This window comes from Bacillus sp. CH140a_4T (assembly GCF_008923725.1).
Taxonomy (GTDB): Bacteria; Bacillota; Bacilli; order Bacillales; family Bacillaceae_G; genus Bacillus_A.
Genome location: NZ_WBPF01000021.1, coordinates 104,385 through 130,460, shown reverse-complemented (window position 1 = coordinate 130,460; position 26,076 = coordinate 104,385). Strand labels below are relative to the sequence as shown.

The following is a 26,076-nucleotide window of genomic DNA, read 5'->3' as shown; positions in this document are numbered from 1 at the left end:
ATTATGAACGGCTATTTGGCTTTTATATAAATAAAAGTGAAATGAAAATACTCTCTCTATTATATATACTCTTGTTTTCATCAACAGCTATATTTTTTAATGTAACTTGTAAAAAACTCACTCGACTGAGAAAATTTGTCAAATAAAAGAATCGGCCAATCTAATTTCTAATGGTCCCAGTATCTTTTATTTTGACATGTGTCTTTACATTTATTTTAGCCTCTGCTAACGCTTGCAACCAATCTCCTTTTACTTTTTTCCACTCTTTATATTGAAAGGCTCTAGCATATAGGGATAATCCGATTGGATCAATTTTATTCTGCTGTATTTGATTTAATATATTTTGTAAATTATCATTAATTTCTTTTTGAATAGCACTTTTTAAATTATTTATATTTTTTTTATTATCATAGTGCCCCTTAATTAAATTCGCATTGGTTTTTTCTATTAAAGCTACATTAGCATATATATTGAAATTAAATACAAACTTTCCGTTTTGATAATTAACATCTACCTTCCTTGTCGCGTTCTGTACGAAGATAGATGTGTTTGTCTTTTTGTTAGGTTTTTTAGGAGGAATCGCAAGGTGTAGTATCATTCGGCCGTTACTTTTTGGCTTATTTATAAGATTGAAAAATTTAACATTTTTTTTAGGGATATGAGTTAAGTATTTCCCTCGGCGATTTAAAAATGCAATTCCTACTGTGTCGATTTCATTCTTTGTTTTTTTGATAATTGGAACAGTTTGCGTCATTCCTTCTTCATTTTGTTCTCTCATTAATTGTTGAATTGTAGAAGAGACGGATTGGTTATTTTGAATTGACGATTCGATTACACCATTTATATAAGATGAAAGTGATGGTTTACTAGGCTTGTGAATTTTAAAAATTTCTTCTGCAGGTCCATCTACAAGTACTACTTTAGCATTAATGGTAGCGTAAGGATCACGATAAGAGGAATCAAGCTCCTGCAACCAATTTGCTTCTTGCGCTAATTTTTTCCCAATTAAAATGATTTCAGCTTTGGAAGCTGTCATAAAGCCAGTTAACTTCGTATCTATTTTACTGAATCCAGTATATACAGTAGATGCTTGTGTCCAATGTTCTATAGTGCTTTTTGGCTGTTTATGATGAAAGAGTGGTATGCTTGTTCCAACTTTTATGTCTCCATTAGGGGTTCTATCCAAGCCAATTAACAGGATTAATGAAACCTTCTCAAGAGGAATTCTCTGACTACAACCAATTAAATATACACAACAAATTACAATCCATATCCATTTTCGAATCAAAGTTGTTTCCTCCTAGTAATCCAAGTAAAAAGAATACTGTAAGCGAAAAATAAGATTGGTAATAGAATAAAGAAAACGACATTTAAGATATCCATAAGAGAATATATAAACAAATATTGATCCACATCGGGATTTAGGAAAATAAATAGGCCAACTATAAATAACATAAAAGCAAGCAGCGCCCAATTGCGGGCGTTTTTTTGAAGTGAAATGGTCACAGATTTAAAACTGAAAAATAAATACGGATATATCGTAGTGGAAAATACAATTAAATAGTAAGCGATATATATAATTTCTAATCGTTCCATGAAAGAAAAACGAACCCCTTTTAACAGATGAAATACTGGCCAGATTACGTCTTTTATCCCCTCCGGACTAAAGTATATATAAGAAAGAATAGTCACATATAGATAGAAAAACATGGTTCCAGTATTCGCAATTAGTAGTCCTTTTATGGCTTTTTGTTTTTTTTGTAAGAACGGGTATATATAATATGCAAGTTCTAAGCCAGCATAAGGAGTAATGGTTTCTTTTGTTGCCTTTAGAATAGGGTATAATCCATCTTTAAAAATAGGTAATAGGTGTAAAGGGTTGTAGTTAGTCTTTAGTGAAAAAAGAAGAAATAGTGGCATCCAAGTAGTGAAGAAGAAAACAAGCATAGAATAACTAGTAAGAGCCCTTAACCCACTCAGGGCCAAAATAATAAAAGGTAATAGTAATAATATGGTGATTTGATAAGCAGGAGTGGAAGGAAATATCCACACTTTTACAATATCAGTTGCCTTTAATAAAGTATTAAAGCCAGCAAAAAATAGATAAAAGGCATATAAAAGAAAAAGAATTGTCCCTATCCATTTACCAAAGTACGTTTTTAGGATTTGTGAGAAATTTTTGTTGGGATTTTTTTGTAACAATAATATAATAAATACGCCGATTATAGAAGTAGTTATCCAGCCAAGAATGATAGAAATCCAGCCATCTGTGCCAGCCGTAGTAGCAAGTGGGCTTGGCATGATTAACATACCTGATGCAAGTTGCAGTGAATGAATGAAAATAATAAATTCAAATAAAGTTATGTTTTGGAATTTAAGATTCCCCATGCGAACCACCTTCTTTTTTCTTTTTTTGTTTCGGCTGTCCTGTACTCGAGCGGGTGGTAATCATAGAAATAGGAAATCTTACAAAAGAATCTTTTAATTCTTGAAGCCGAAATGGCGCGATTGGCAATCCGTATGGTGAACCATAGGAGGTTAGTGAAACAAAATGAGCGAATAAGAGCATTAATCCACTAACGATACCTACAATCCCATAAAAGTATGCCAATAACATCATTGGAAAACGAATAAGGCGTATAGAACTTGATAAATCATAATTAGAAACAATAAATGATGCAATGGCTGTAATAGATACGATAATAACCATAACGTTACTCACAAGACCTGCTTGAACAGCCGCCTGTCCAATTACAATCCCTCCAACAATTCCTATGGTTTGTCCAATGGGTTGTGGTAAGCGAATACCAGCTTCACGTAGCATTTCTAGTGTGATTTCCATTATAAAAGCTTCTAATAAGGGAGAGAAAGGGACTTTGACTCTAGACGTTGCAATAGAAGTGTATAAATCTATAGGAATGATTTCAAAGTGAAAAGACACTATAGCAATATAAAATGCCGGTAAAAAAATAGCTATAATAAATCCTGCAAATCGTAATAAGCGAAAAAATGAAGCAATGAGCCAATGAATATTATAATCATCTGGAGTTTGAAAAAATCCAATTAAATTCATTGGAACAATCATTGCACCAGGGGATCTATCCATTAACACTGCTACTTTCCCATCAAGTAAATGATTTGAAATTGCATCTGGGCGTTCGCTTAAATAAGCCTGTGGAAAAGGAGTCCAATTTTGATCTTTTGTATAATTAGATAGTTCTCCAATGCTCAATACCGCATCCGTTTTAATTTTACAGATTCTAGTTTCTATTTCTTGGACTACATCTGCGCTCGCAACATCACCTAAGTAAATTAAATAGACTAATGAAGTTGCTCTTTCTCCAATCGTCAGCTTTTTAATTTTTAACTCTGTAGAAGGAATATATCGACGAATTAAGCCTATGTTTTTTGTGGCATTCTCAATAAATCCATCATGTGAGCCTTTAATAGTAACTTCTGAAATGGGTTCTTGAATTGCTCTTTCTGCCCAGCCTTTTGTATTTATTAGAAGTGACCGCTTTTCTCCTTCCATAAATAGAACACATTGACCCTCAAGTAATCCTTCTTTAATTTCATTCCATGTAAATACTATTTTGGTATGAGTAGCAATAATATTAGAATTAAATATTTGACTGTCTTCATTTACTTCTTGTAGTAATGGTGTAACAACATTGCTTTTTAAAGCGACACCATCTGTAAGGCCTTCAAAATAATATAGTAAAATATTCGTGTTTGTTTTTAATTGCAAAGGGTGTTCAATTAAATCAGCACTAATATCAAAGATATTATCTAAAGTATTTTTAAGTTCTTTTAAGTTACTTGTTTGGATTTTTTCAATGGTATTATTTGTTTTAGTTTCTAAGGTCTCTTCATTTAAGGACAATATTGACACCTCTTTAATATATAACGATTAGTTGTAGTTATTATTTTTATATGTTTGAATTTTATTCACTAATTTAAACGGATTGAGATCAAGAATAAATAAAATTGAAGTACTATATTATAAATTCAATAATTGAGAGTAAAAAAGTAGATGTAATTTGTGTAGAAATCTAAGTATAAAGATAGAAGTGAAATTTGAATGATTATAATAAAAAAGAACCCTTGATAGGTTCTTTTTAATAGTTGGTAAATATGTTGTCAACAATAGATGGCGATAAAGGTAGTAATTTAGATCTCTTTATGTCACTCAGCTGGATTTTGTAGGAAGAATTATTTTTTCATACCTCAATGCTCAATAAAAAAGGACATTTCATTTATTTGGGTGTTTTAGTGTATTTGAATTTTGCACGCTAACAAATTTTGTTTAGGGACAAAATGTGAAGTTTTATTCTGAAATAACAGAAAGTTAATGCGGCAAAATTCCTATTGATAATTTGGATAGGTATCAAATATTTCTTTGGCCTTATTTTCTTGATATGATCGTACGTTTATATGTTTCTAAGGGAAAGAAATATTTTTATTTTTATTACCAACTATTGTTTGATTAAGATGGTAACACGAAAATGAAACGTTTACAACCAGGAAATAAAGAAAAAATATTAAAATACGACTTTTTTCGACAAATATTCCTATAAAACGTTTTGTAGGAATTAGAAATAACTAAATTAGTAATAATAGCTTAATATATTAAAGTGAAATTCAATGAATAAGAGTCCAAAGGCATGAATTTAAATGATAAAGTTATAATTTTCTTTTTTGAACTGTAAGTGTTTTACAAGTATAGTTAAACTTTAATCCAACTAGCATTTCTTCCTTTTGTCACTAGCTTAATATGGCCAAACAGTTGCAAGGAATTTAAAGCCTTACTGATTGTACTCTCTGCTATGTCTGGATATGTGTTACGAATACACTCCTTAGTAAAGGGTTGTTTTTGTTTAAGTATAAAATCCTGAATTCTTTCCACTTTAGTATGCTTACATATAGAATCTAGAACTGTATTATGAAGATCTTTGTACGCCTCTAATATAATAGTTAAAAACGTTTTTAACCAAAAACTACTATTATGTTCCTCGCAGTACCAATTTACCGAAGATTTATAAATCGAATTGTAATATTCAGATTCATTTTTCTTAATGTATTTATCCAGACATACATATTTTACAAATGTATTTCCACTCTTAATTAATAGCAATTGCATTAACATAAGTGCCAATCTGCCGTTACCCTGATTAAAAGGAACTATGCAATAAAAATTAAATATAAAACGAGCTATTAATAAAAGTGAATGATGACCCTTACTAGAATTTAATGAGTTATATTGATCACATAATTGTTCCATTACTTGTGGAATAAGCTCATGTGGAAGAATGCGGTAACTATTTAAGTGCATTCCGTTTTCAGGAATACCTGGAATAGCAAACGGTTTTTCGCGCCATTTGGCACTGTCAGAGGTAATGTAATGTATTAATTGAAAATGTAATTCCTGTATAGTCTCTGAATTGATTAATAAATCACAGGAATTCTTATGTACAAAAGTAAGTGTTTGATAAAAACAAAAGATAGCATCTTCCGAAATATTTTGAGGTACTATATCATCTAAAATAAGTTCTTTTAATCTTTTATTTGGGACTTTTATATCTTCATAGGTAGTAGTAAAGTTTTTTATGTAATGAAGTGGTATGGTTTTTTCTAAGCTAGTAAATATATCAGGATTTTGTTCCTGATAAGCAGCTAATTTTCCTTTTAATTCACTAATTTCACTGATTATATTTAATAGTCTCCTTTTTAATTCAATATTTTTATACTTGTCATCGAAAAAATTTCTCATTTTTATTCCCCCTGTAACCCCTTAACATGCTGTTACATAAATCTTTCCATTCTAAAGATAGTTTACAACATTATTTTGAAATAACAATATATTTATTTTGATTTTGAACTTATTTTAGAATCAAAATTGTTATTTAAATTTGATTAACGAGTTAGAACTTATAATTAATCATGTTTGAATAAAAATTGAATATACACAGATAGAAAATATAATTTTAGAATTATTTTTAGTGTAGTTTGCTGTATTATTGCTGGGAATTTACTAGAAAGTAACTAATTTTCACAAATAAAATAAAGAAATTTTAAAGAGGAATCAATAGGATCTAATTTGAATAGGCATAATCCTAACATTAAATATGCAAATGTACAATAATTAAATGAAAAAAATATGAAAATATCGACTTTTTTCGACAAAATAAATTTAGATAGAAAAACAATCAAATGTAAGAAAATTGTTGCTTTAGATGGTCTCTGCATTTCATAAATTAATATTGAAGGAATTATGAAATGATTTTTACGAGTAATAAAGGAGTAGATATATAGATTAAATTGTGACAATTATAAAGTTAGAATTCTCCATTTTCATTATTTAATTTAACAAATTTAATAATAGTAAGGTAACTTTTCTATATTTAATATAAGTATTTGATGGGTTATGCTCATAAAAAGTGTCATTTTCTATATATCCATGTAGCATTTAGTACTTGTATTGCGAAATATTTTGACATAAGTTAATTTAAATATTAGGTACAGAAACATTTTAAGGAAAAGAGTCAGTATAAAAGTACCCTGAAAAACGTTTCACCCTAAAAACGTTTTTCCTCAAGAGTTTTTCTCAGGAGCACTAAAGGTTTTTAATTTGTTTCTGTGCCTTATTAGATAAAAATAATATAATAAGTTATTTAGAAAAGGTGAAAAATCCCCCCATTATAAAGAACCTTTTCATATCACTTAACGTCCGTATGGTCTAGTTAAAGTAGGAATTTAAAGAAAAGGAAAGGGCTAGCTCTAGTTATAATTAGTGCAATAAATAGGGGGCTACTCAAATTTTTTTGTTTGATTTGGTAGGAGTAATATTTACGTTTGTTGGACTAGGTGTATTAAAGTGCATACCTTTTTGATTCAACCGATGAGGCGCTAATCAAGGATTTAATCATCTAGAATTTAGAAAGGTTAAATGTGGAACTGAATTTTCTACTAAATTAGTAGAGACTAAAACACTCCCCTTAAATTGAACTATTCACTACTTAACGTCCTGGTAGATTGTTTGAAGTGTTAGTAGGCAAATCTAAAAATAAAAAAGGATATTCTACCCTTCTTTTATGTATATAAAACAAAGTGTAAGATAAGTTCCAGATCCAAAGTGTTTTATTTAATATTCATTCAATCTCATGCGTACTACTTTTATTTTCTTAAGAGCATGTATTTGCGTGGATGCTCTTAAGAGAATAAAATGTCTAAAAAAATAAGTATAAGCATACATTTTAAAAATTGATATATCGTATATTATAAAAAACTCATTGTTCTTCAAATAACAAACAATACAATGTGAATGAAACTCTCAGAAGAATTTACATATAGAATTCACCTTAACTTAAAAAACCACATTTTATGCAAAATTATATTTGCTTCTATAGAAGGGTGGGGGTTAACATGACCAAAACTGGGTGTAGGTTCGTATTCCTTGTAAAATAAGTGACTCTTTACTGTTTTCTCTAGTTGTATCTATTAATGATTCATCAGGTTTCCTTCCAGTGGAAGGGACATAAGTTGTTACAACCCTTGGAAATATATTAATAAACACCCATTCAAATTTGTCGATATTTCTATTTCCAAATTCTAACGTTTCAGTTGGCTTAATTGTATTTTCTCTATCAAAAAATTTTATTATGTAAAACCTTTTTGAGAGGTCACTACTATGTTCAATAGTCCAAATTAAATTTTCCATTTTCTTGATTTGCAACAAGTTCATTTCCAAAAATCCTTTCATACATAAATATAGCGAATGTTCCTATTCTATACTAAATATTTTTAAATTTAAATAGTTATCTTATACGATAGAATAAAAAGAAGTTAATACTCTAAAATTTATCTGAGAAAAGGACATACCTACGCATACATATGCTATAGGTGTGTCCTTTTTTAGTTGTTTATAAGTTTCCTACAGAGTTATTGAAGTAAAGTTTCAACAGTTTCACCATAGTGAAGTGAGATTCATTTAAACCGTATATTAAGTTCATATGAATCGTAAATTGGAATTGTACAATATGTGTGTAAGGCGTTTCTGGAATTATATTATTTTGAAAATATAAACTTCAATATACCAAAAAGTAAGAATATTAAACCGTAATCGATATTTGGATTTTTTGTGAATCTTTATTGTTTTTTTATAAACTCTTTACTACATAATGTTACAAAATAGAATAAATTTGCTTAATTTAGCCCCATATCAGGTTAATAAATAAACTAAATGTGTTTATGTTATTGAACTATTAATATATTAGTGGGTGATTTGTTCGTTTATCCCTATATTGCTATTATATTAGCGTAAACAATATATTGGGGGGACAAGTATGAATTTGAAATTAACATCTAAGTTAGAAAGATTAAGAAAAAGTAAAAAAGGAATTGGTGCTTGTGTTTTAGCTGCAGGGGTGACGGCAATTACAATGATTCCTCAAAGTGCATATGCACATGGGTTTGTTGAAAAGCCGAGTAGTCGTGCTGCTTTATGTAGTCAGAATTATGGAGCATTAAATTTAAATTGTGGAAATGTAATGTACGAACCTCAAAGTCTAGAAGCACCTAAAGGATTCCCAGATGGTGGACCGATTGATGGGAAAATTGCTTCGGCAGGAGGACTGTTTGGAGGGACTCTTGACCAACAAACATCAAATCGCTGGTTCAAAAATACAATAAAGGGGGGAGCAAATACATTTACATGGAAATACACAGCGGCACATTCTACAAGTAAATGGCATTATTACATTACAAAAAAGGGATGGGATCCTAATAAACCATTAACACGTGCTGAATTAGAACCAATTGGAACTGTGAACCATGACGGTTCGGCCGCATCAAATAATTTAACACATACAATTAATGTACCAACTGATCGAAATGGTTATCATGTTATTTTAGCTGTATGGGATGTAGCAGATACGTCAAATGCGTTTTATAACGTAATTGATGTGAATTTAGTAAATAATGAAACTCCCGACACAGTAGCTCCAAGTCAACCAACGGGATTAAATGCGTCTAAAGTTTCTGCCAATAGTGTTGAACTAACATGGAAGGCCTCTACTGATAATATAGGCGTAAAAGAATATCAAGTGTTACGTAATGGAGAAGTAATTGGAACGGTACCAGGTACAACTTTTACTGATAAAAAACTAAAAGCAAATACGGAATATACCTATACAATAAAGGCATTAGACGCTGCTGGAAACATATCAAAAGAAAGTGAAAAACTAAAGGCTAAGACAACAAATGAAATTCCAGATAAAGAGGCTCCAACTCAACCAAAAGGATTACATAGTATGAGTACAACAGCGACAACTGTTGATTTGATGTGGAGTCCGTCTGAAGATAATGTAGGTGTTGACCATTATATTGTATATAGAGAAAGCGCTGGGGTTATGAATAAAATTGGGGCAGCTGATAATACATCCTTTATGGATAAAGATTTGAAGGCTAATACATTGTATAAGTATGTAGTGACGGCGGTTGATTTAGCTGGAAATGAATCTAGTAGAAGTGATATTTTGAATGTAACAACAAAGTCAGGGGATTCCACATATGAAAAATGGGATGCAAGAAAGGCATATACTAAAGGTGATAGAGTAGTACATGAGGGAAAAGTGTATGAAGCGGTTCAAGATTATCAAGGGAACGGCGACTCAAATTGGATTTTTGCCCTATCACTTTGGAAGCCAGTTTTGAATAAATGATAAACTGGAAAAGGTAGTTAACATTTTGGGATTTCTTTTTGAAAATTAAAGGTCGTTCCAAATACAGATTATCTAATGGTTTAAATGATATGTGAGTAAATTTAATCACCATCTTAATGTTTACGTAATGAAATCAAAAAAGAACCCCAATGGTATTCCATCAAAAAGGAATTCCATGGGGATTCTTTATTTTTTTAATTTGTAATAGCGTATATTTTCACTGTAAATTTGTTAGTGGCACCAATTGGACTTGCAATATAATATTTAGTATTTGTGTAGGCTTCAGTCCTAGATTCATGTGAAATTTTTTTCCAAAGAGTAGAATCTGTACCTAGGGAAACGTCAATCATTACATTGAAAGAAATAGAAGAAGGATAATCTTTTTCTGAAGGTTCAATAACCCATTTTAATTCCTTAGTACCTACAGGTAAACTATCAATTTTAAAGTTTTGACTGGATCGGTTTTTTTGTCCGGATAAAGGACTAGACTCGGATGAAATCTGCGAAATTAATACTTCTTTTTCATTCGAATGTATACCATTTAATTTAATGATACTATCAATTAAACCTGGCCCAGGAAAATCAGCTGCGATGATACCAGAATGTTTAATTCCACCTTGTTGCAAGAGTTCGGTCCCAAGTGTATTCATACCACCATAATATACTTGTCCATTTCTATCGCGGGGGAAATCACTCCACGCATTAGTGAAATTCGTTTGAATCAACTTAGGATTACTATCAGTATTTCTGTTCTCTTTTCCACTTGCAACAAACCAAGGATATACATTATTTAAAAATGCAGCTGCACCACCTGTACCGCTAAAATGGTTGAGATATATTTTTCCATTATTAAAGTTAGTATTTGCATTTTGTAGATGGGTTTTTACCGCATTCCATTTTCCATATATTTCGTCTGGACCGCTTCCAATTTCAAATTTATCTTGTATATTCAAACTTTCGTAATCAATACCGTACAATTGAGAGGATGTAAAGTTTTGTAAGATTACAATTTTACCCCGGATATCTCCTAAAGTAGGGTTGTTTCTATCTGTAGTTGGTACGGAATTAGGGTCCCAAAAATATGAAGCATTAACGTTTTTATATTTTAAAAATATCTCCTCAAATGATAGTGATCCACTTTCAGGAGTAGTTTCTTCTTTTAAGCGCATTAAAATTGTTTCTGTCGGATAATCTTTTAAAAATTGAATTGCCTCTTTTAATACATCTTCAAACACTGCTTTTTGATTTGCAATACCATGGTACATTGCAAAAGAATCTTTTACACGTTTAACACGCATATCTACATATCGAATTCCAGAATTTAATTGTTGGGGTAGACTCATAGTTTGATTTCTTGTCAAATTTTCATCAAGAAAACTTGCGCCATGTAAAGCCATTGTACCGTGAGTCCCTGGAATAGATAATTCACTTAATTTTATTGAATCTGCTACTTTCGACATCCAAGCTGGATTTTGATAGCCTATATTGGATTCATAGGAATAACCGGGATGACTATCAGCAAAAATAGTAGATGGTGTACTTAAACTTACTAGTGTAAAACAAGTGAGGATGCTAATTTTAAAGAAGTTTTTCATTTTGTTCATTTTATCTCTCCTGACTTTTAAACAATAGTTAAAATAAGATGATTTTTTACTATATTTATTGTTGCCACTCTTTAAATAATGAATTGTTGTATTTGAAAAAAATTAAAAAATAGGAGGTGTAAGTTATTTTAGACTTTAATAATTTGTTGTAATGAATTGTACCTAATAGCCAAACGGATTCTTAAAGAATCGAAGTATGGACTCGAAAAAACAACCTTTTATCGTATTGTATACAAACAAAACAGAAGCCTTAAAAAAGACTTCTATTTTGTGACATATAATGAATGATAAGCTGGTTAACAAATCAAGATAACGTGACTGAGTGGTAAAAATCTATTAATAGCTGTTTCAGAATTTCTTATAACAAGGCTACTTAGGAAAAGTGGATCTCTACAATACTAATAAAAATTAAAAAATTCTATTCATTAAAACTTAAACTAACTACAGTTGCGATAGATTGGGCTGCATGTTCCCAGCTGCCATCTATAACTTTCCCAATCTGCTGACCAAGTGCATTTAAATCATTTGGATTAACTGGGATCCCATTATAAGCAGCAAGAATTGATAAAAGTGGAGCAGCAAATGGTGTCCAACCACCTCTATCAATATTAAATACAGGCTTATCTATTACCTTTCCATCTTGCACTGTAAACTCATAATAAAATTGATCATCTGGACGAAAACTTAAATGATGAGAAATTTGTCCCTTAACATATGTTTTACCGCCACCTAAATTTACTACTTCAATTGGTTTTACATTAAATTCATGCTCAAATACTTTAATTTTTTTAACTTCTGGACCATTTAAGGCAGCCTTAACCGCTGTTTCCAAATTATTTTGTGCGAATGGTTGAATACTCATTTGTGCCTCTTTTTGTTGGATAGGAGCCTCTTTTTCTGCAGCAAACACCGATGTAGTCGGTAGTGCACCTGTAGCTAATGTAGCTGCAAGTGCTGTCGTCATCATGATTTTTCTTTTCATCTTCATAGTTTTCTTCCTCCCTTAAAGTAATGATATATAATTTTTTAAAGACTGACATGGGGCAATATTTTATTTCATAATGCACGCAAAAACTAGGTTAAGAATTATGTCAGAAAATCAAAATTAATTATATATTCATTTACAATGATATCTATCTACACATGTTTTTTCAATTTTCTAACAAATGGTACAATAATAACTTTTCATAAGGTAATTTAGTGTTTCAATTCTCTCTATGCACGTTTTAAACAAATTAAAATCGGAGTGGTAATAATATATTTACAAGCGAATGTCGTATATAATTTGAGAAAAGTACACAATTTTTTTATAAAAAACTATAGGAATTATCGTTATATCGTTATCAAACTAAGTAAGATAAATAATAATATGATGAAGAGCTTCCAGTGATTCGCTATAAATTCACTGAAAAATGAGCATGACATCATACACTCATGCATGACAACTAGGATATCAAAGCTCCACTTTATAGCGAATGAGCTAATACGAATGAGATTGAAAAATTTTATTAGTGTCGTATAAAACTATAACAAATACTACAAATCAATTAAAAAATTTCAGTTATTCTGAATGCGAAGGGCACGTAATATTTATTGTGAACTGTAGTACTGATCAAGATTTTAGGAGGAAATATGAACAAAAAGACTAAAAGAATCATATTACTTATTAGTATTTTAGTAAGTTTTAGTATCTTTTTATATTCACAAAACAATTTAATAAGTATAACTGAAGTTAATATAACATCTAATAAAATCCCCTCTTCTTTTAAAGGTTTTAAAATTCTACAAATTTCAGATTTACATAATAAAAAATTTGGCGACAATCAAGAAACTTTAATTCAAAAAGTAAAAAGCATAAATCCAGATATTATTGCAATTACGGGTGATCTAATTGACAGTAAATCATACGATGCAGAAGTTAGTATGGAATTAATACGAGAGCTTGTAAAGGAGTATCCCGTCTATTTTGTGACAGGAAACCATGAAAAATGGTCAGAAAAATATAATGATTTAGAGAAAGAATTAAAGAAACATCATGTTACTGTTTTAAGAAATGAACATGTAACGATTCAAAAAGAGGAACAAAAAATAAATTTACTTGGTATTGATGATCCGGAATTTGTTACTGGAAACCGTGATGAAGGAAATATTGTCAAAGATGAAATTATAAAAGCGAAAATTGAAATACAGGCGGATACATATAATGTATTACTATCCCATAGGCCTGAGTTTCTGGCAAAGTATGCTGATGAGCAAATAGATTTAGTGTTATCGGGGCATGCTCATGGAGGGCAAGTTAGATTGCCATTTATCGGAGGGTTAGTTGCCCCGAATCAAGGGATATTCCCTACATATACAGCCGGTTTATATGAAAAAAAATACGTCTATGGTAGTAAGTAGAGGATTAGGTAATAGTATCATTCCGCAAAGGATTTTTAATAGGCCAGAACTTGTAGTCGTACAGTTAAATTGAACTGTACGACTTTTTTGTACAGAGAAAAATAGGCCTAATGCATTTTATACAAGTTAACATTACAATTTTGTTAAAAATTTTCTACGTTACATAAAGTAACAAAATTTGACCCGAAGAGTTTGTTATAGTGTAAATAATCAAAAAACTTAAAAATTAGTCGAGTGAAAAGCGTGATAAGTAATTCATGTAAAAAACTTAAAGGGGTGTACACATGCATAAAGAATATGAAATTGAAGAGTATACGGCGATTGAGGAACAAATACATTATTATTATAAATGTTTATTAGTAAGTCATCCTGATCAAATAATAAAGTATTTAGAAAAAAGGTTAGAAAAATATGCAGAAACATTACAATATGCCCATTTATATCCCGACACAGTTATATTACCGTTACAGCAATTAGTTATCGAATATTCTTTAGATGTTGCTAGAATTAGGAAATATATGAATTTAAAAACGTAAAGTAAAATATAAAATTTAAATGAAACAGAGTCGACTTTAGGAAATGAAATTCTAATGTCGACTCTGTTTCATTGATTAGTATGTATTGTTGATTGACAATACATACTAATCAATGAAGTTTGACATATAATTACGCAAGAGTAAAATAAAAGTGAGTACTCACTCATTTTTAAAAAGGGGGAAGAATACGTGCAACAACCTGCCATTATTTTACGGACTGTATCAAAAAGTTTGGGGAAAAAAGAAGTTTTACACAATCTTTCATTGCAAGTTGAAAAAGCAGAGATATTTGGTTTAGTTGGGCCTTCTGGTTCAGGGAAAACGACTCTTATTAAATTGATTGCAGGTATTAATGAGGCAACGGAAGGTGAAGTGTTTGTTTACAATACGAACATGCCTAATTTAAATGAAATGAAAAGAATTGGTTATATGGCTCAGGCAGATGCATTATACGAAGAATTATCAGCATATGAAAATGCAGATTTCATGGCAACAATGTATGGATTAAAGGGAAAGCATAAAAAAGAAAGAATTGAAGAGGTTTTTGCCCTTGTTCAATTATCACAACATATGAAAAAGCAAGTACAGCATTTTTCAGGTGGAATGAAGAAGCGTTTATCACTCGCAATAGCACTCCTTCATGAACCGGAAATATTAATTTTAGATGAGCCAACAGTTGGGATAGATCCGCTTCTTAGAAAAACGATCTGGGAAAAATTTTATAATTTGAAAAAGAAAGGCACAACGATAATTGTAACGACACACATAATGGACGAAGCTGAATATTGTGAACGCCTAGGGTTAATTAGAGAAGGAAAGCTAGTAGCGACTGGAACACCTGAAGAATTGAAAAAGCGGGTATCCTCAGGAAGGATTGAAGATGTCTTTTTGTTGGAAGAGGTGGCCCTATCATGAGAGTTACCGGTGTAATCATTCGTATTATTCGCCAATTTTTTCGAGATAAGCGTTCGTTAGCGATGATGTTCGGAGCACCTATGTTATTACTTTGGTTATTATCGCTAGTGTTTACACAAAAAGACTATGTACCGCATATTGCTGTAGTTGATGTGCCTGCTCCCATTGTAAAAACAATGAAAACTCAAGAAGCCTCAATTTATGAATACGGCAAAGAGAAAGCAATTTCTGAGTTAGAACAGCAAAAGGTAGATGCAGTAATTTATTTAGAGAATGGGAAAATGAAACTTTTATTAGAAGGAAGTGATTCATCAAAAAATCGTGCTGTACTTCAAGTTTTACAAAAGAGTACAGAAAAGAGTGATGTATCTGTTATGAAGCCTGAAGTAAATTACTTACATGGCACTAAAGATTTTACAATGTTTGATGGGTTAGGCCCCGTATTAATCGGTTTCTTTACATTTTTCTTTGTATTTATTTTATCAGGGGTGTCTTTCGTAAGAGAACGTTTAAGTGGTACTTTAGAAAGGTTATTATCGACTCCCATTAAAAGGTGGGAAATAGTTGTAGGATATATTATTGGGTTTGGGATCTTTGCATTTATACAATCAATTATTATCGTGAATTTTTCAGTTTATATTTTAGATTTGTATGTAGCTGGTTCCATATGGCTAACGCTACTTATTACATGCATGCTTTCTTTAACAGCACTAACTTTGGGGACGTTTTTATCGGCATACGCAAATAATGAATTTCAAATGATTCAATTTATACCGCTTGTCATTGTGCCACAAATTTTCTTTTCTGGGTTGTTTCCAATTGAATCTATGAATAAGTGGCTCCAAATGTTAGGGAAATTATTTCCGCTGACATATGGCGCTGACGCAATGAGACAAGTGATGATTCGAAATCAAGGATTTACAGAGATTGCATTAGATCTAACTGTATTACTACTTTTTTCTCTATTATTTGCAATAGGGAATGTATTTGCATTAAAGAAACATCGAAAAATATAATGATGATACAAAGGGGCATTATAGATGAAGAAGGATTGGCTGGAAGAATTAATTGCCGCTACAAATACGGATAAACGAAATGAACGTCAAATGCGTATATTAGAGGCAGCTGTTGATATGTTTGGAGAAAAAGGATATGCTGCCACTTCAACAAGTGAAATTGCAAAGCGTGCTGGTGTAGCGGAAGGAACAATCTTCCGCTACTATAAAACGAAAAAAGATTTATTGTTAGCAGTCGTCATGCCGACATTAACAAAGTTTGCTGCACCATTTTTCGTACAAGCTTTCGCAAAGGAAATATTTAAATCGGAGTATGAATCATATGAAGGGCTTCTAAGAGTTGTTATTCATAATCGTTTTGAATTTGCAAAAAAGCATTTTCCAATGATAAAAATATTAATTCAAGAAGTGCCATTTCAGCCAGAATTGAAAAATGAAATACAACATTTAGTAGAAACAGAGTTACTTTCACATTTTAAAAAGTTAATTGTAAAGTTTCAAGAGGAAGGGGAGATTATTGAAATCCCCCCATCTTCTGTATTACGACTTACTTTATCAGCTGTATTAGGGTTACTATTAACACGTTTTTTATTATTACCAGAAGAAAAATGGAATGATGAATTGGAAATTGAAAATACGATTCAATTTATATTGTACGGACTAACGCCACGGAGGTAATATGATGCGCCAATTTGCAAAACCGAAAATTGTTGTTAGTAAATGTTTAGAATTTGATGCTTGTCGTTATAATGGCGAGATGATTCCAGATGTAACAATACGAAATTTGCAGCCATTTGTTACATTTATACCTGTTTGTCCAGAAGTTGAGATTGGATTGGGGACTCCTCGTGAAACGATACGAATTGTAGAAGAAAAAGGTGTGAATAAGCTTGTGCAGCCGTCAACCCGGGAAGATGTAACGGAGAAAATGGAGCAATTTTCAAACGGCTTTTTACAAACTTTACCTGATGTGGATGGTTTTATTTTAAAGAACCGTTCGCCAAGTTGTGGTACGCGTGATGTGAAAATTTATTCTGGTTTTGAAAAAGCACCAGCAAAAGGAAAGGGATCTGGCTTATTTGGCGGAGCAGTAATAAAAAAATTTTCGCATCTTCCAATTGAAGAAGAAGGTAGATTGTCGAATTTTATTATTAGAGAACATTTCTTTACACGTCTGTTTACAATTGCACATTACAAAATGATTAAACATACTAAAAACATAAAAGAACTCGTATCGTTTCAATCAGACTATAAATATTTATTTATGGCATATAATCAAGTGAAACAAAAAGAATTAGGGCGTATTATTGCAAATCAAAAAAATGAAACGATTGAAGTTGTATTTGATAAGTATGAGAAGACATTATATGAATTATTTATGCGCACACCCCGCTATACATCGAATGTAAATGTATGTGAGCATATTTTTGGATATTTTAAAACAAAGTTGAAAAAACAAGAAAAAGATCATTTTTTAGATTTGATACAAAAGTATATAGAAAAGAAAGTCCCGCTTAGTAGCTTACTTACAATTTTAAAATCATGGGCCATTCGATTTGACGAGAAGTATTTATTAAGACAAACATATTTTGAACCATACCCTGAAGCTTTAGTAGAAATTTCTGATTCGGGAAAAGGTAGAGATTATTAAACAATAAATTACATAATTCGACACAAAACTCCCTATATTGTTGTAGAACAATGTAGGAATTTTTTTGTGCATTAGTACAGAATCTGTTTTAAAATTAAGTTATGACAGAATTATAACAATTGTCTAACTAATATTCGTGTCTTTTAATTCGTAATGTTTGTAGTAGAAACTCGCACGCTGTCGAAACTCAATATTCGATAAGGGGTGTGTAGCGGAATGGAATTTACTCTAACTCGCGAAAAACAAATGATTAAAGAAATGGTACGTGACTTTGCTGAAAAGGAAATCGCACCGAAAGCTGTGTATTATGACAAAACTGGGGAATTTCCATATGAAACATTTCAAAAAATGGGCGAACTAGGATTATTAGGCATCCCATTCCCTGAAGAGTATGGAGGTTCAGGTGGCGATACTGTATCGTACGCGTTAGCAGTTGAAGAAATTGGTCGTGCTTGTGGTGGGACAGGATTAAGTTACGCTGCAACAATTTCATTAGGTGCTTCTCCAATTTATTATTTCGGTACAGAAGAACAAAAACAGAAATATTTAGTTCCAATGGCGTCAGGTAAAACATTAGGTGCTTTCGGATTAACTGAGCCGAACGCTGGATCTGATGCAGGCGGCACACAAACGAAAGCTGTATTAGATGGAGATGAATATGTTATTAGTGGTGAAAAGTGTTGGATTACAAATGCAGAGTATGCAAATACAATTATTGTAACCGCTATCAATGGTGTTGAAGATAATGGTAGAAAACGTATTTCGGCATTTATCGTACCGACTACAAGTGAGGGATTAACGATCTCAAGTCCTTACGATAAGATGGGTGTTCGTGCTTCTAATACATGTGAAATCGTACTTGATGGTGTACGTGTACCGAAAGAAAATATTCTTGGTGATGTAAATAAAGGATTTAAACAATTCTTATATACACTTGATGGAGGACGTATTTCAATCGCAGCATTAGCAGTAGGTATTGCGCAATCTGCATTTGAACGTGCACTGCAATATGCGAAAGAACGTCAACAATTTGGAAAGTCAATTTCTAATTTCCAAGCGATTCAATTTAAATTAGCTGATATGGCGACTGAAGTAGAGCTAGCGCGTAATTTAGTACATAAAGCAGCTTGGTTAAAAGATAACGATAAACCTTTTGGTAAAGAAGCGGCTATGGCAAAACTTTTCGCATCTGAAGCTGCTAGTCGTATTGCAAATCAAGCGGTACAAATTCACGGTGGATACGGCTATATGCGTGAATATGAAGTGGAACGACATATTCGTGATGCAAAACTATTAGAAATTGGTGAAGGAACTTCTGAAATTCAACGTCTCGTAATTGCAAGACATTTAGGATGTAGATAAAAAGGAGGAATCACTATGTTTCAAAAAATATTAATTGCTAATCGCGGGGAAATCGCAGTTCGTATTATGAAAACTTGTCAAAAACTTGGCATTCGTACAGTTGCTATTTATTCTGAGGCTGATGAAAATGCCCTACATGTAAAAATGGCAAATGAAGCTTACTTAGTAGGTGGCCCTCGTGTCCAAGAAAGTTATTTAAACCTTGAAAAAATTATTGAAATTGCTAAGAAGACAAATGCTGAAGCAATCCATCCGGGATATGGATTATTATCAGAGAATCCGTCTTTTCCAGTACGCTGTAGAGAGGAAGGAATCGTATTTATAGGTCCATCAGAAGAAATCATTACGAAGATGGGAAGTAAAATCGAATCACGTATTGCAATGCAAGCTGCAGATGTCCCAGTAGTTCCAGGTATTACTTCAAATATTGAAACAGCTGAAGAAGCAATTGAAATTGCTAAACAAATTGGTTATCCATTAATGCTGAAGGCATCCGCAGGCGGCGGAGGCATTGGAATGCAGTTGATGGAAACTGAGCAAACGCTCACCAAAGCATTTGAAAGTAACAAAACAAGAGCACAAAACTTCTTCGGTAACGGAGAAATGTATTTAGAGCGCTATATAGCGGATGCACATCATATTGAAATTCAGCTTTTAGCAGATACACATGGTAACACAGTGTATTTATGGGAGCGTGAATGTTCAGTACAACGCCGAAATCAGAAAGTGATTGAAGAAGCACCCTCACCATTTTTAGATGAAGGTACACGAAAAGCGATGGGTGAAGTTGCTGTACAAGCTGCCAAAGCTCTAGGATATACAAATGCTGGTACAGTTGAGTTTCTAGTTGATGATCAGCAGAACTTCTATTTCTTAGAGATGAATACGAGATTACAAGTAGAGCATCCAGTTACAGAAGAAATTACTGGTTTAGATCTTGTAGAACAACAACTTCTAATTGCACACGGTGAGAAACTATCATTTACACAAGATGATGTAAAACGTAGTGGTCATGCCATTGAGGCGCGCATTTATGCAGAAGACCCGAAAACTTTCTTCCCATCACCTGGGAAAATTACAGGTTTAACGCTTCCAATAAATGTACGCATTGATCACTTTTTGGAGAATCAAGTAACGATTACACCTTTCTATGATCCAATGATTGCAAAAGTCATTGCTCATGGTGAAACTCGTGAAGAAGCAATTTCAAAATTACATGATGCTTTAGAAGAATTAAAGGTAGAAGGTATTAAAACGAACACGCCAATGTTACTTCAAGTATTGGAAGACGATGTGTTCAAAAGTGGTATTTATACAACGGGTTTTGTAACGAAACAACTTGTTAAAAAATAAGATTTAACAACATTAAGGGGGAAAAAATGATGACGAAAGTATATGCATCGATGGCAGGAAATGTATGGAAGATTGTTGTAGGAGTAGGAGATACAGTAGAGGAAGAGCAGGATGTCGTCATTTTGGAATCTATGAAAATGGAAATTCCAATCGTTTCAGAAGAAGCTGGCACAGTTATGAAAATTAATGTGCAAGAAGGCGATTTTGTAAATGAAGGAGATGTATTACTAGAAATTGAATAGGGAGATATAGGGGGAAGCGAATTGAAACTACCTAATTTTGCTGTCATTAAGGAAGTCGGGCCACGTGATGGCTTACAAAATGAAAAAAAGATTGTTGGCACAAAAGATAAAGTAAAATGGATTCAACTACTTACAGAAGCGGGATTGTCGTACGTTGAAGTTTCCTCATTCGTTCACCCTAAATGGGTCCCTGCATTAGCAGATGCAAATGATGTGTTTTCTGAGCTAAAAAGGGATCCAAATGTTACTTATGCAGCGCTTGTTCCAAATCAAAATGGTTTGGAACGAGCTTTTTTGCAAAATGTAGATGAGGTGAATGTTTTTTTATCAGCAAGTGAATCTCATAATAAAAGTAATATTAATAAATCAATTAAAGAAGCCTTAGTTGTAATTGAAGATATAACAAAACAGGCATTATTCGAAGGGAAAAAGGTAAGAGGCTATGTTTCTACTGTATTTGGATGTCCTTATGAAGGAGATATAAGTGCCACGGCAGTTGACGAATTATGTAATCAACTATTTTCATATGGCATTTATGAAGTCTCATTAGGGGATACGATCGGTGTAGCGAATCCGCTACAAGTAGAGCGAGTATTAGAACATTTATTAAAGAAATATGATGCCTCGCAGTTTGCAATGCACTTCCATAATACGTATGGAATGGCTCTGGCGAATGTAGTGAAGTCATTAGAATATGGTATTACAACGTATGATAGCTCTTGTGGTGGTCTTGGGGGCTGTCCATATGCACCGGGAGCATCAGGAAATGTTGCAACTGATGACTTAGTTCATATGCTCCATAAGTTAGGGGTCCAAACGAATATTGATGAAGAGAAGTTATTGAGAGCGAGTCAATTTATTCAAAGTAAATTAAATATCCAATTACCGAGTCATGTGTATAGAGCGCTTCAACATAAAACGATAAGCAGGTGAGAAGATGCTACAATTACAAAATATTTCAGTTGATTATGTAACTCCTCAAGTTGTAAAGATTTCATTAAATCGTGAAAGACAAGCAAACTCATTATCTTTAGCGTTATTAGAAGAGTTACAAAACTTATTAACTCAAATAAATGAAGAGTCAAATATTCGTGTAGTTATTCTAACAGGTGCTGGTGAAAAAGCGTTTTGTGCTGGTGCTGATTTAAAAGAACGTGCTGGCATGAATGAAGAACAAGTTCGTCATGCTGTTAGTATGATTCGTTCTACTATGGAAATGGTTGAACAATTACCACAGCCAGTTATTGCTGCTATAAATGGAATCGCACTTGGTGGTGGTACGGAATTAAGTTTAGCTTGCGATTTTAGAATTGCTTCAGGCACTGCAAGTCTTGGTCTTACTGAAACTACACTTGCAATTATACCAGGAGCAGGTGGTACGCAGCGTTTGCCAAGATTAATTGGTGTTGGTAGAGCAAAAGAATTAATTTATACAGGAAGACGTATTTCGGCGCAAGAAGCAAAAGAATATGGTCTAGTAGAATTTGTTGTACCAGCTCATTTACTTGAAGAGAAGGCGATTGAAATAGCAGAGAAAATTGCTAGTAATGGTCCAATCGCTGTTCGATTAGCAAAAGAAGCAATTTCAAACGGTATTCAAGCTGATTTACATACCGGATTACAAATGGAAAAACAAGCGTATGAAGGTGTAATCCATACGAAAGATAGATTAGAAGGATTACAAGCATTTAAAGAAAAACGCACACCAATGTATAAGGGGGAGTAAATATGTTAGACCAAAAACACCAATCGAATACATTTGAAGAACGAGTTGAAACGATTAAACAAGGCGGCGCACCAAAATATCATGAACAAAACAAAGCAAAAGGAAAACTATTCGTTCGAGATCGCTTAACTCTTTTATTTGATAATGGTGAATATGTAGAAGATGCATTATTTGCCAATTGTGAACAAACAGGATTACCTGCTGATGGTGTTATTACGGCAACAGGTAAAATACATGGTCGTACTGCATGCGTAATGGCAAATGATTCAACAGTAAAGGCTGGATCATGGGGTGCACGTACAGTTGAAAAGATTTTACGTATTCAAGAAACGGCAGAAAAATTACGTGTTCCGTTATTTTATTTAGTTGACTCTGCTGGAGCGCGTATTACTGATCAAGTTGAAATGTTCCCAGGGCGCCGCGGTGCAGGAAGAATCTTCTATAATCAAGTGAAATTATCAGGTAAAGTTCCGCAAGTATGTTTATTATTTGGACCTTCGGCAGCTGGTGGCGCATATATTCCAGCCTTCTGTGACGTTGTAATGATGGTTGAAGGAAATGCATCTATGTATTTAGGATCTCCTCGTATGGCTGAGATGGTTATCGGTGAGAAGGTAACTTTAGAAGAGATGGGCGGAGCTCGTATGCATTGCTCTGTATCAGGATGCGGAGATGTTTTATGTAAAACAGAAGAAGATGCAATAACGCAAGCAAGACAATACATTTCATATTTTCCAAACAACTACTTAGAAAAGACTCCATTGGTTACACCTCAAGAACCGAAACAATTCGATAAAACGTTAGAACAAATCATTCCAGAAAACCAAAATGCTCCTTTCAATATGAAAGATCTCATTAATAGAGTTATTGATGAAGGTTCTTTCTATGAAGTGAAAAAGTTATTTGCTCAAGAACTCATTACAGGTTTAGCACGTATTGATGGTAAGCCAGTTGGAATTATTGCAAATCAACCGCGTATGAAAGGCGGCGTATTATTCCACGATTCAGCTGATAAAGCAGCGAAGTTTATTAATTTATGCGATGCATATCATATTCCATTATTATTCCTTGCAGATGTACCTGGATTTATGATTGGTACAAAAGTAGAGCGTGCTGGTATTATTCGCCACGGTGCAAAAATGATCTCTGCAATGAGTGAAGCAACTGTACCGAAAATTTCTATCGTTGTTCGTAAAGCGTATGGTGCTGGTTTATATGCAATGGCAGGCCCAGCCTTTGAACCAGATTGTTGCCTTGCATTACCGACAGCTTCTATTGCGGTAATGGGTCCAGAAGCCGCGGTCAATGCTGTATATGCAAATAAGATTGCAGCTTTACCAGAAGAAGAGCGTGATAGCTTCATTGCTGAAAAACGCGAAGAGTATAAGAAAGATATTGATATTTACCATTTAGCATCAGAGATGGTCATTGATGGTATTGTTCATCCAAACAATTTAAGAGAAGAGTTAAAAGGACGATTCGAAATGTACATGAGTAAATATCAAGTATTTACGGATCGTAAACATCCTGTTTATCCAGTTTAAAAGCCCTATTTAGGGCTTTCTTGCTCAAAAGTCAAGGAGGGGAAAACATTGAAACAAGCAGTTTGGTTTCCAACAGAAGAGTATAAAGAAAAAACGCGTTTATATGGTTGGATGAAATCATTGGGCTATGAAGATTATGAAACGTTTTATAATAAATCTATTGAAGAAACAGCTTGGTTTTGGGGAGAAGCTGAGAAAGCGGTTGGCTATCAATGGATGAAACCTTATACAGACGTGCTAGATTTAGAAAATGGTACGCCGTTTGCACAGTGGTATAATGGCGGAACATGTAACGTTGTAGAGTCAGTTTTATCACGCTGGCTTGCAGATGATGAAACAAGAATGCAACCAGCACTTCAGTATGAGGGGGAAAATGGAACTTCAAAATCATTTACATATGAAGAACTTGACAGCTGGGTAAGTCGCGTTGCAAACGGTTTGAGACATGCGGGTATTGAAAAAGGTGACCGTGTAACAATTTATATGCCGATGATTCCAGAAACAGTTGTTGCAATGCTGGCTGTTATGAAAATCGGAGCAATTATTTCACCAATATTCTCAGGATTTGCGTCTGATGCAGTCATGACACGTGTGCAAGCGGCAGGATCAAAAATGATCATTACTGCAGATGGTTTTTCACGCCGTGGTAAAGTTGTTTCATTAAAAGATGAAGTAGATAAAGCTTGTGAGCATTGTCCAACTGTTGAAAAAGTCGTTATCGTGCGTCACGCAGGAAATGAATTTACACCGCATAATTATGATTTCTCATGGAGTACGTTAGAAAAAGAAAAGCCATGTGTACATGCTGAAGAAATGCATAGTGATGATCCGTTAATGCTCATTTATACATCAGGTACAACTGGAAAACCGAAAGGGACAGTACACACTCATGCTGGATTTCCTTTGAAAGCTGCTTTTGATGCAGGGTTCGGAATGAATATAAAACAAGGTGACCGCGTATTATGGGTAACTGATATGGGCTGGATGATGGGACCATTTTTACTATTCGGCTCACTCATTAATGGAGCGACGATGGTTATGTATGAAGGTGTTCCGGATTTCCCAAAAGCAGATCGTTTATGGGAGACAGTTGATAAATATGAAATTACACATCTTGGTATATCACCAACATTAATTCGTGCGTTAATGGCGAAAGGTGATGAGTATGTAAATAAACATTCGCTTAAGAGTTTAGAAGTATTCGCATCAACAGGTGAACCTTGGAATCCAGATCCTTGGATGTGGCTATTTGAAACAGTTGGAAAAAGTAATGTGCCGATTTGTAACTATTCAGGCGGAACTGAAATTTCTGGTGGGATTTTCGGAAACGTCCTTATTAAACCAATTGCACCGATAAGCTTTAACGCTTCTTTACCAGGAATGGCAGCGGTTGTGCTCGATGATCAAGGTAATCCAATTCGTGATGAAGTTGGAGAATTATGTTTAGAGAAACCTTGGGTTGGTATGACGAAAAGTTTCTGGGAGGACGATGAGCGTTATGTGAACACATATTGGTCACGTTTTGAAAATAAATGGGTTCATGGTGACTGGGTTATTTATGATGGTGAGCAGTATATTATTACAGGACGCTCAGATGATACGTTAAACATTGCTGGGAAACGTATTGGACCTGCTGAATATGAATCAATTCTTGTAAAGCATATTGACGTCATAGAAGCTGCCGCGATTGGTGTACCTGATGAAGTAAAAGGTGAAGTTTGTCATTGTTTTGTAGTATTAAGGGACAATGTAACATTCACAGTAGAGTTAAAGAAGGAATTAATGAGTTTAGTAAACTCTCATATTGGAAAAGCATTATGTCCAAAAGATATTCACGTTGTAGAAGATTTACCGAAAACACGTAATTCTAAAGTAATGCGACGCGTCATTAAAGCTGCTTACTTAGGAAAAGAATTAGGTGATTTATCATCACTTGTAAACCCTGAAGTAGTTCCGTTTATTGAGGGGTTACAGTCTAGCAAATTATAAGATATAAAGTATGTATAAT

The 26,076-nt window shown here is 33.2% G+C and carries 20 protein-coding genes and 1 pseudogene; 14 read left to right on the top strand and 7 right to left on the bottom strand.

The features are described 5' to 3' along the window. Window positions 1-160: 160 nt before the first annotated feature. The 5 genes from F8162_RS22480 to F8162_RS22460 form a co-directional block, all read right to left on the bottom strand. Window positions 161-1,288, bottom strand: coding sequence for a Ger(x)C family spore germination protein (locus F8162_RS22480; RefSeq protein ID WP_151630415.1), 1,128 nt, complete (start codon window positions 1,286-1,288; stop codon window positions 161-163). Beyond that, window positions 1,285-2,388 (bottom strand): GerAB/ArcD/ProY family transporter, encoded by a 1,104-nt coding sequence (locus tag F8162_RS22475; protein ID WP_063222328.1) that lies wholly within the window; start codon window positions 2,386-2,388, stop codon window positions 1,285-1,287. The genes F8162_RS22480 and F8162_RS22475 overlap by 4 nt, the downstream gene beginning before the upstream one ends. Further along, complete coding sequence (locus F8162_RS22470; RefSeq protein WP_151630416.1) at window positions 2,375-3,883, bottom strand: spore germination protein; 1,509 nt, start codon at window positions 3,881-3,883, stop codon at window positions 2,375-2,377. Before F8162_RS22470 ends, F8162_RS22475 begins: the two co-directional genes overlap by 14 nt. An 843-nt stretch (window positions 3,884-4,726) precedes the next feature. Further along, entirely contained in the window at window positions 4,727-5,770 is a 1,044-nt protein-coding gene (locus F8162_RS22465; protein ID WP_151630417.1) for a Fic family protein, read from the bottom strand. 1,647 nt (window positions 5,771-7,417) lie between these two features. Next, window positions 7,418-7,741: a hypothetical protein gene (locus F8162_RS22460; RefSeq protein WP_151630418.1), complete on the bottom strand. Its 324-nt coding sequence runs from the start codon at window positions 7,739-7,741 to the stop codon at window positions 7,418-7,420. 601 nt (window positions 7,742-8,342) lie between these two features. On the opposite strand from F8162_RS22460, the gene F8162_RS22455 reads away from it, so the two are divergent. Further along, a complete protein-coding gene (locus tag F8162_RS22455) occupies window positions 8,343-9,719 on the top strand; it encodes a lytic polysaccharide monooxygenase (RefSeq protein ID WP_151630419.1) in 1,377 nt (458 codons plus the stop codon). A gap of 194 nt (window positions 9,720-9,913) precedes the next feature. Here the strand turns inward: F8162_RS22455 and F8162_RS22450 are convergent, their stop codons facing one another. Beyond that, window positions 9,914-11,323: a phosphatidylinositol-specific phospholipase C gene (locus F8162_RS22450; protein ID WP_151630420.1), complete on the bottom strand. Its 1,410-nt coding sequence runs from the start codon at window positions 11,321-11,323 to the stop codon at window positions 9,914-9,916. Window positions 11,324-11,741: 418 nt separating this feature from the next. Continuing rightward, the gene (locus F8162_RS22445; protein ID WP_002065511.1) at window positions 11,742-12,311 is read right to left on the bottom strand and encodes a hypothetical protein; all 570 of its coding nucleotides are present in this window, start codon (window positions 12,309-12,311) and stop codon (window positions 11,742-11,744) included. Between the two features lie 644 nt (window positions 12,312-12,955). On the opposite strand from F8162_RS22445, the pseudogene F8162_RS22440 reads away from it, so the two are divergent. The 13 genes and pseudogenes from F8162_RS22440 (at window position 12,956) to F8162_RS22380 (ending at window position 26,057) form a co-directional block, all read left to right on the top strand. Then, window positions 12,956-13,796: pseudogene (locus tag F8162_RS22440) on the top strand (metallophosphoesterase). Window positions 13,797-14,007: 211 nt separating this feature from the next. Further along, the gene (locus F8162_RS22435) at window positions 14,008-14,259 is read left to right on the top strand and encodes a hypothetical protein (RefSeq protein ID WP_063224861.1); all 252 of its coding nucleotides are present in this window, start codon (window positions 14,008-14,010) and stop codon (window positions 14,257-14,259) included. A 189-nt stretch (window positions 14,260-14,448) separates the two neighbouring features. Next, entirely contained in the window at window positions 14,449-15,174 is a 726-nt protein-coding gene (locus tag F8162_RS22430; protein WP_151630421.1) for an ABC transporter ATP-binding protein, read from the top strand. Then, a complete protein-coding gene (locus F8162_RS22425; RefSeq protein WP_151630422.1) occupies window positions 15,171-16,190 on the top strand; it encodes an ABC transporter permease in 1,020 nt (339 codons plus the stop codon). The genes F8162_RS22430 and F8162_RS22425 overlap by 4 nt, the downstream gene beginning before the upstream one ends. 24 nt (window positions 16,191-16,214) lie before the next feature. Then, on the top strand, window positions 16,215-16,868 hold the full coding sequence (locus F8162_RS22420) for a TetR/AcrR family transcriptional regulator (RefSeq protein WP_151630423.1): 654 nt from the start codon (window positions 16,215-16,217) through the stop codon (window positions 16,866-16,868). Between the two features lie 4 nt (window positions 16,869-16,872). After that, a complete protein-coding gene (locus F8162_RS22415; protein WP_151630518.1) occupies window positions 16,873-17,841 on the top strand; it encodes a YbgA family protein in 969 nt (322 codons plus the stop codon). Window positions 17,842-18,057: 216 nt separating this feature from the next. Then, on the top strand, window positions 18,058-19,203 hold the full coding sequence (locus tag F8162_RS22410) for an acyl-CoA dehydrogenase (RefSeq protein ID WP_151630424.1): 1,146 nt from the start codon (window positions 18,058-18,060) through the stop codon (window positions 19,201-19,203). A gap of 15 nt (window positions 19,204-19,218) precedes the next feature. Continuing rightward, complete coding sequence (locus tag F8162_RS22405) at window positions 19,219-20,556, top strand: acetyl-CoA carboxylase biotin carboxylase subunit (protein ID WP_151630425.1); 1,338 nt, start codon at window positions 19,219-19,221, stop codon at window positions 20,554-20,556. A 26-nt stretch (window positions 20,557-20,582) separates the two neighbouring features. Continuing rightward, on the top strand, window positions 20,583-20,798 hold the full coding sequence (locus F8162_RS22400; protein ID WP_001985297.1) for an acetyl-CoA carboxylase biotin carboxyl carrier protein subunit: 216 nt from the start codon (window positions 20,583-20,585) through the stop codon (window positions 20,796-20,798). Window positions 20,799-20,819: 21 nt separating this feature from the next. After that, the gene (mvaB, locus tag F8162_RS22395) at window positions 20,820-21,731 is read left to right on the top strand and encodes a hydroxymethylglutaryl-CoA lyase (protein ID WP_151630426.1); all 912 of its coding nucleotides are present in this window, start codon (window positions 20,820-20,822) and stop codon (window positions 21,729-21,731) included. A 4-nt stretch (window positions 21,732-21,735) separates the two neighbouring features. Then, window positions 21,736-22,524 (top strand): enoyl-CoA hydratase, encoded by a 789-nt coding sequence (locus F8162_RS22390; RefSeq protein ID WP_151630427.1) that lies wholly within the window; start codon window positions 21,736-21,738, stop codon window positions 22,522-22,524. Between the two features lie 2 nt (window positions 22,525-22,526). Continuing rightward, window positions 22,527-24,068 carry an acyl-CoA carboxylase subunit beta gene (locus F8162_RS22385; protein ID WP_151630428.1) on the top strand — a complete coding sequence of 514 codons (1,542 nt, stop codon included), beginning with the start codon at window positions 22,527-22,529 and terminating at the stop codon, window positions 24,066-24,068. A gap of 48 nt (window positions 24,069-24,116) precedes the next feature. Then, window positions 24,117-26,057 (top strand): AMP-binding protein, encoded by a 1,941-nt coding sequence (locus F8162_RS22380; protein ID WP_151630429.1) that lies wholly within the window; start codon window positions 24,117-24,119, stop codon window positions 26,055-26,057. Window positions 26,058-26,076: the final 19 nt, after the last annotated feature.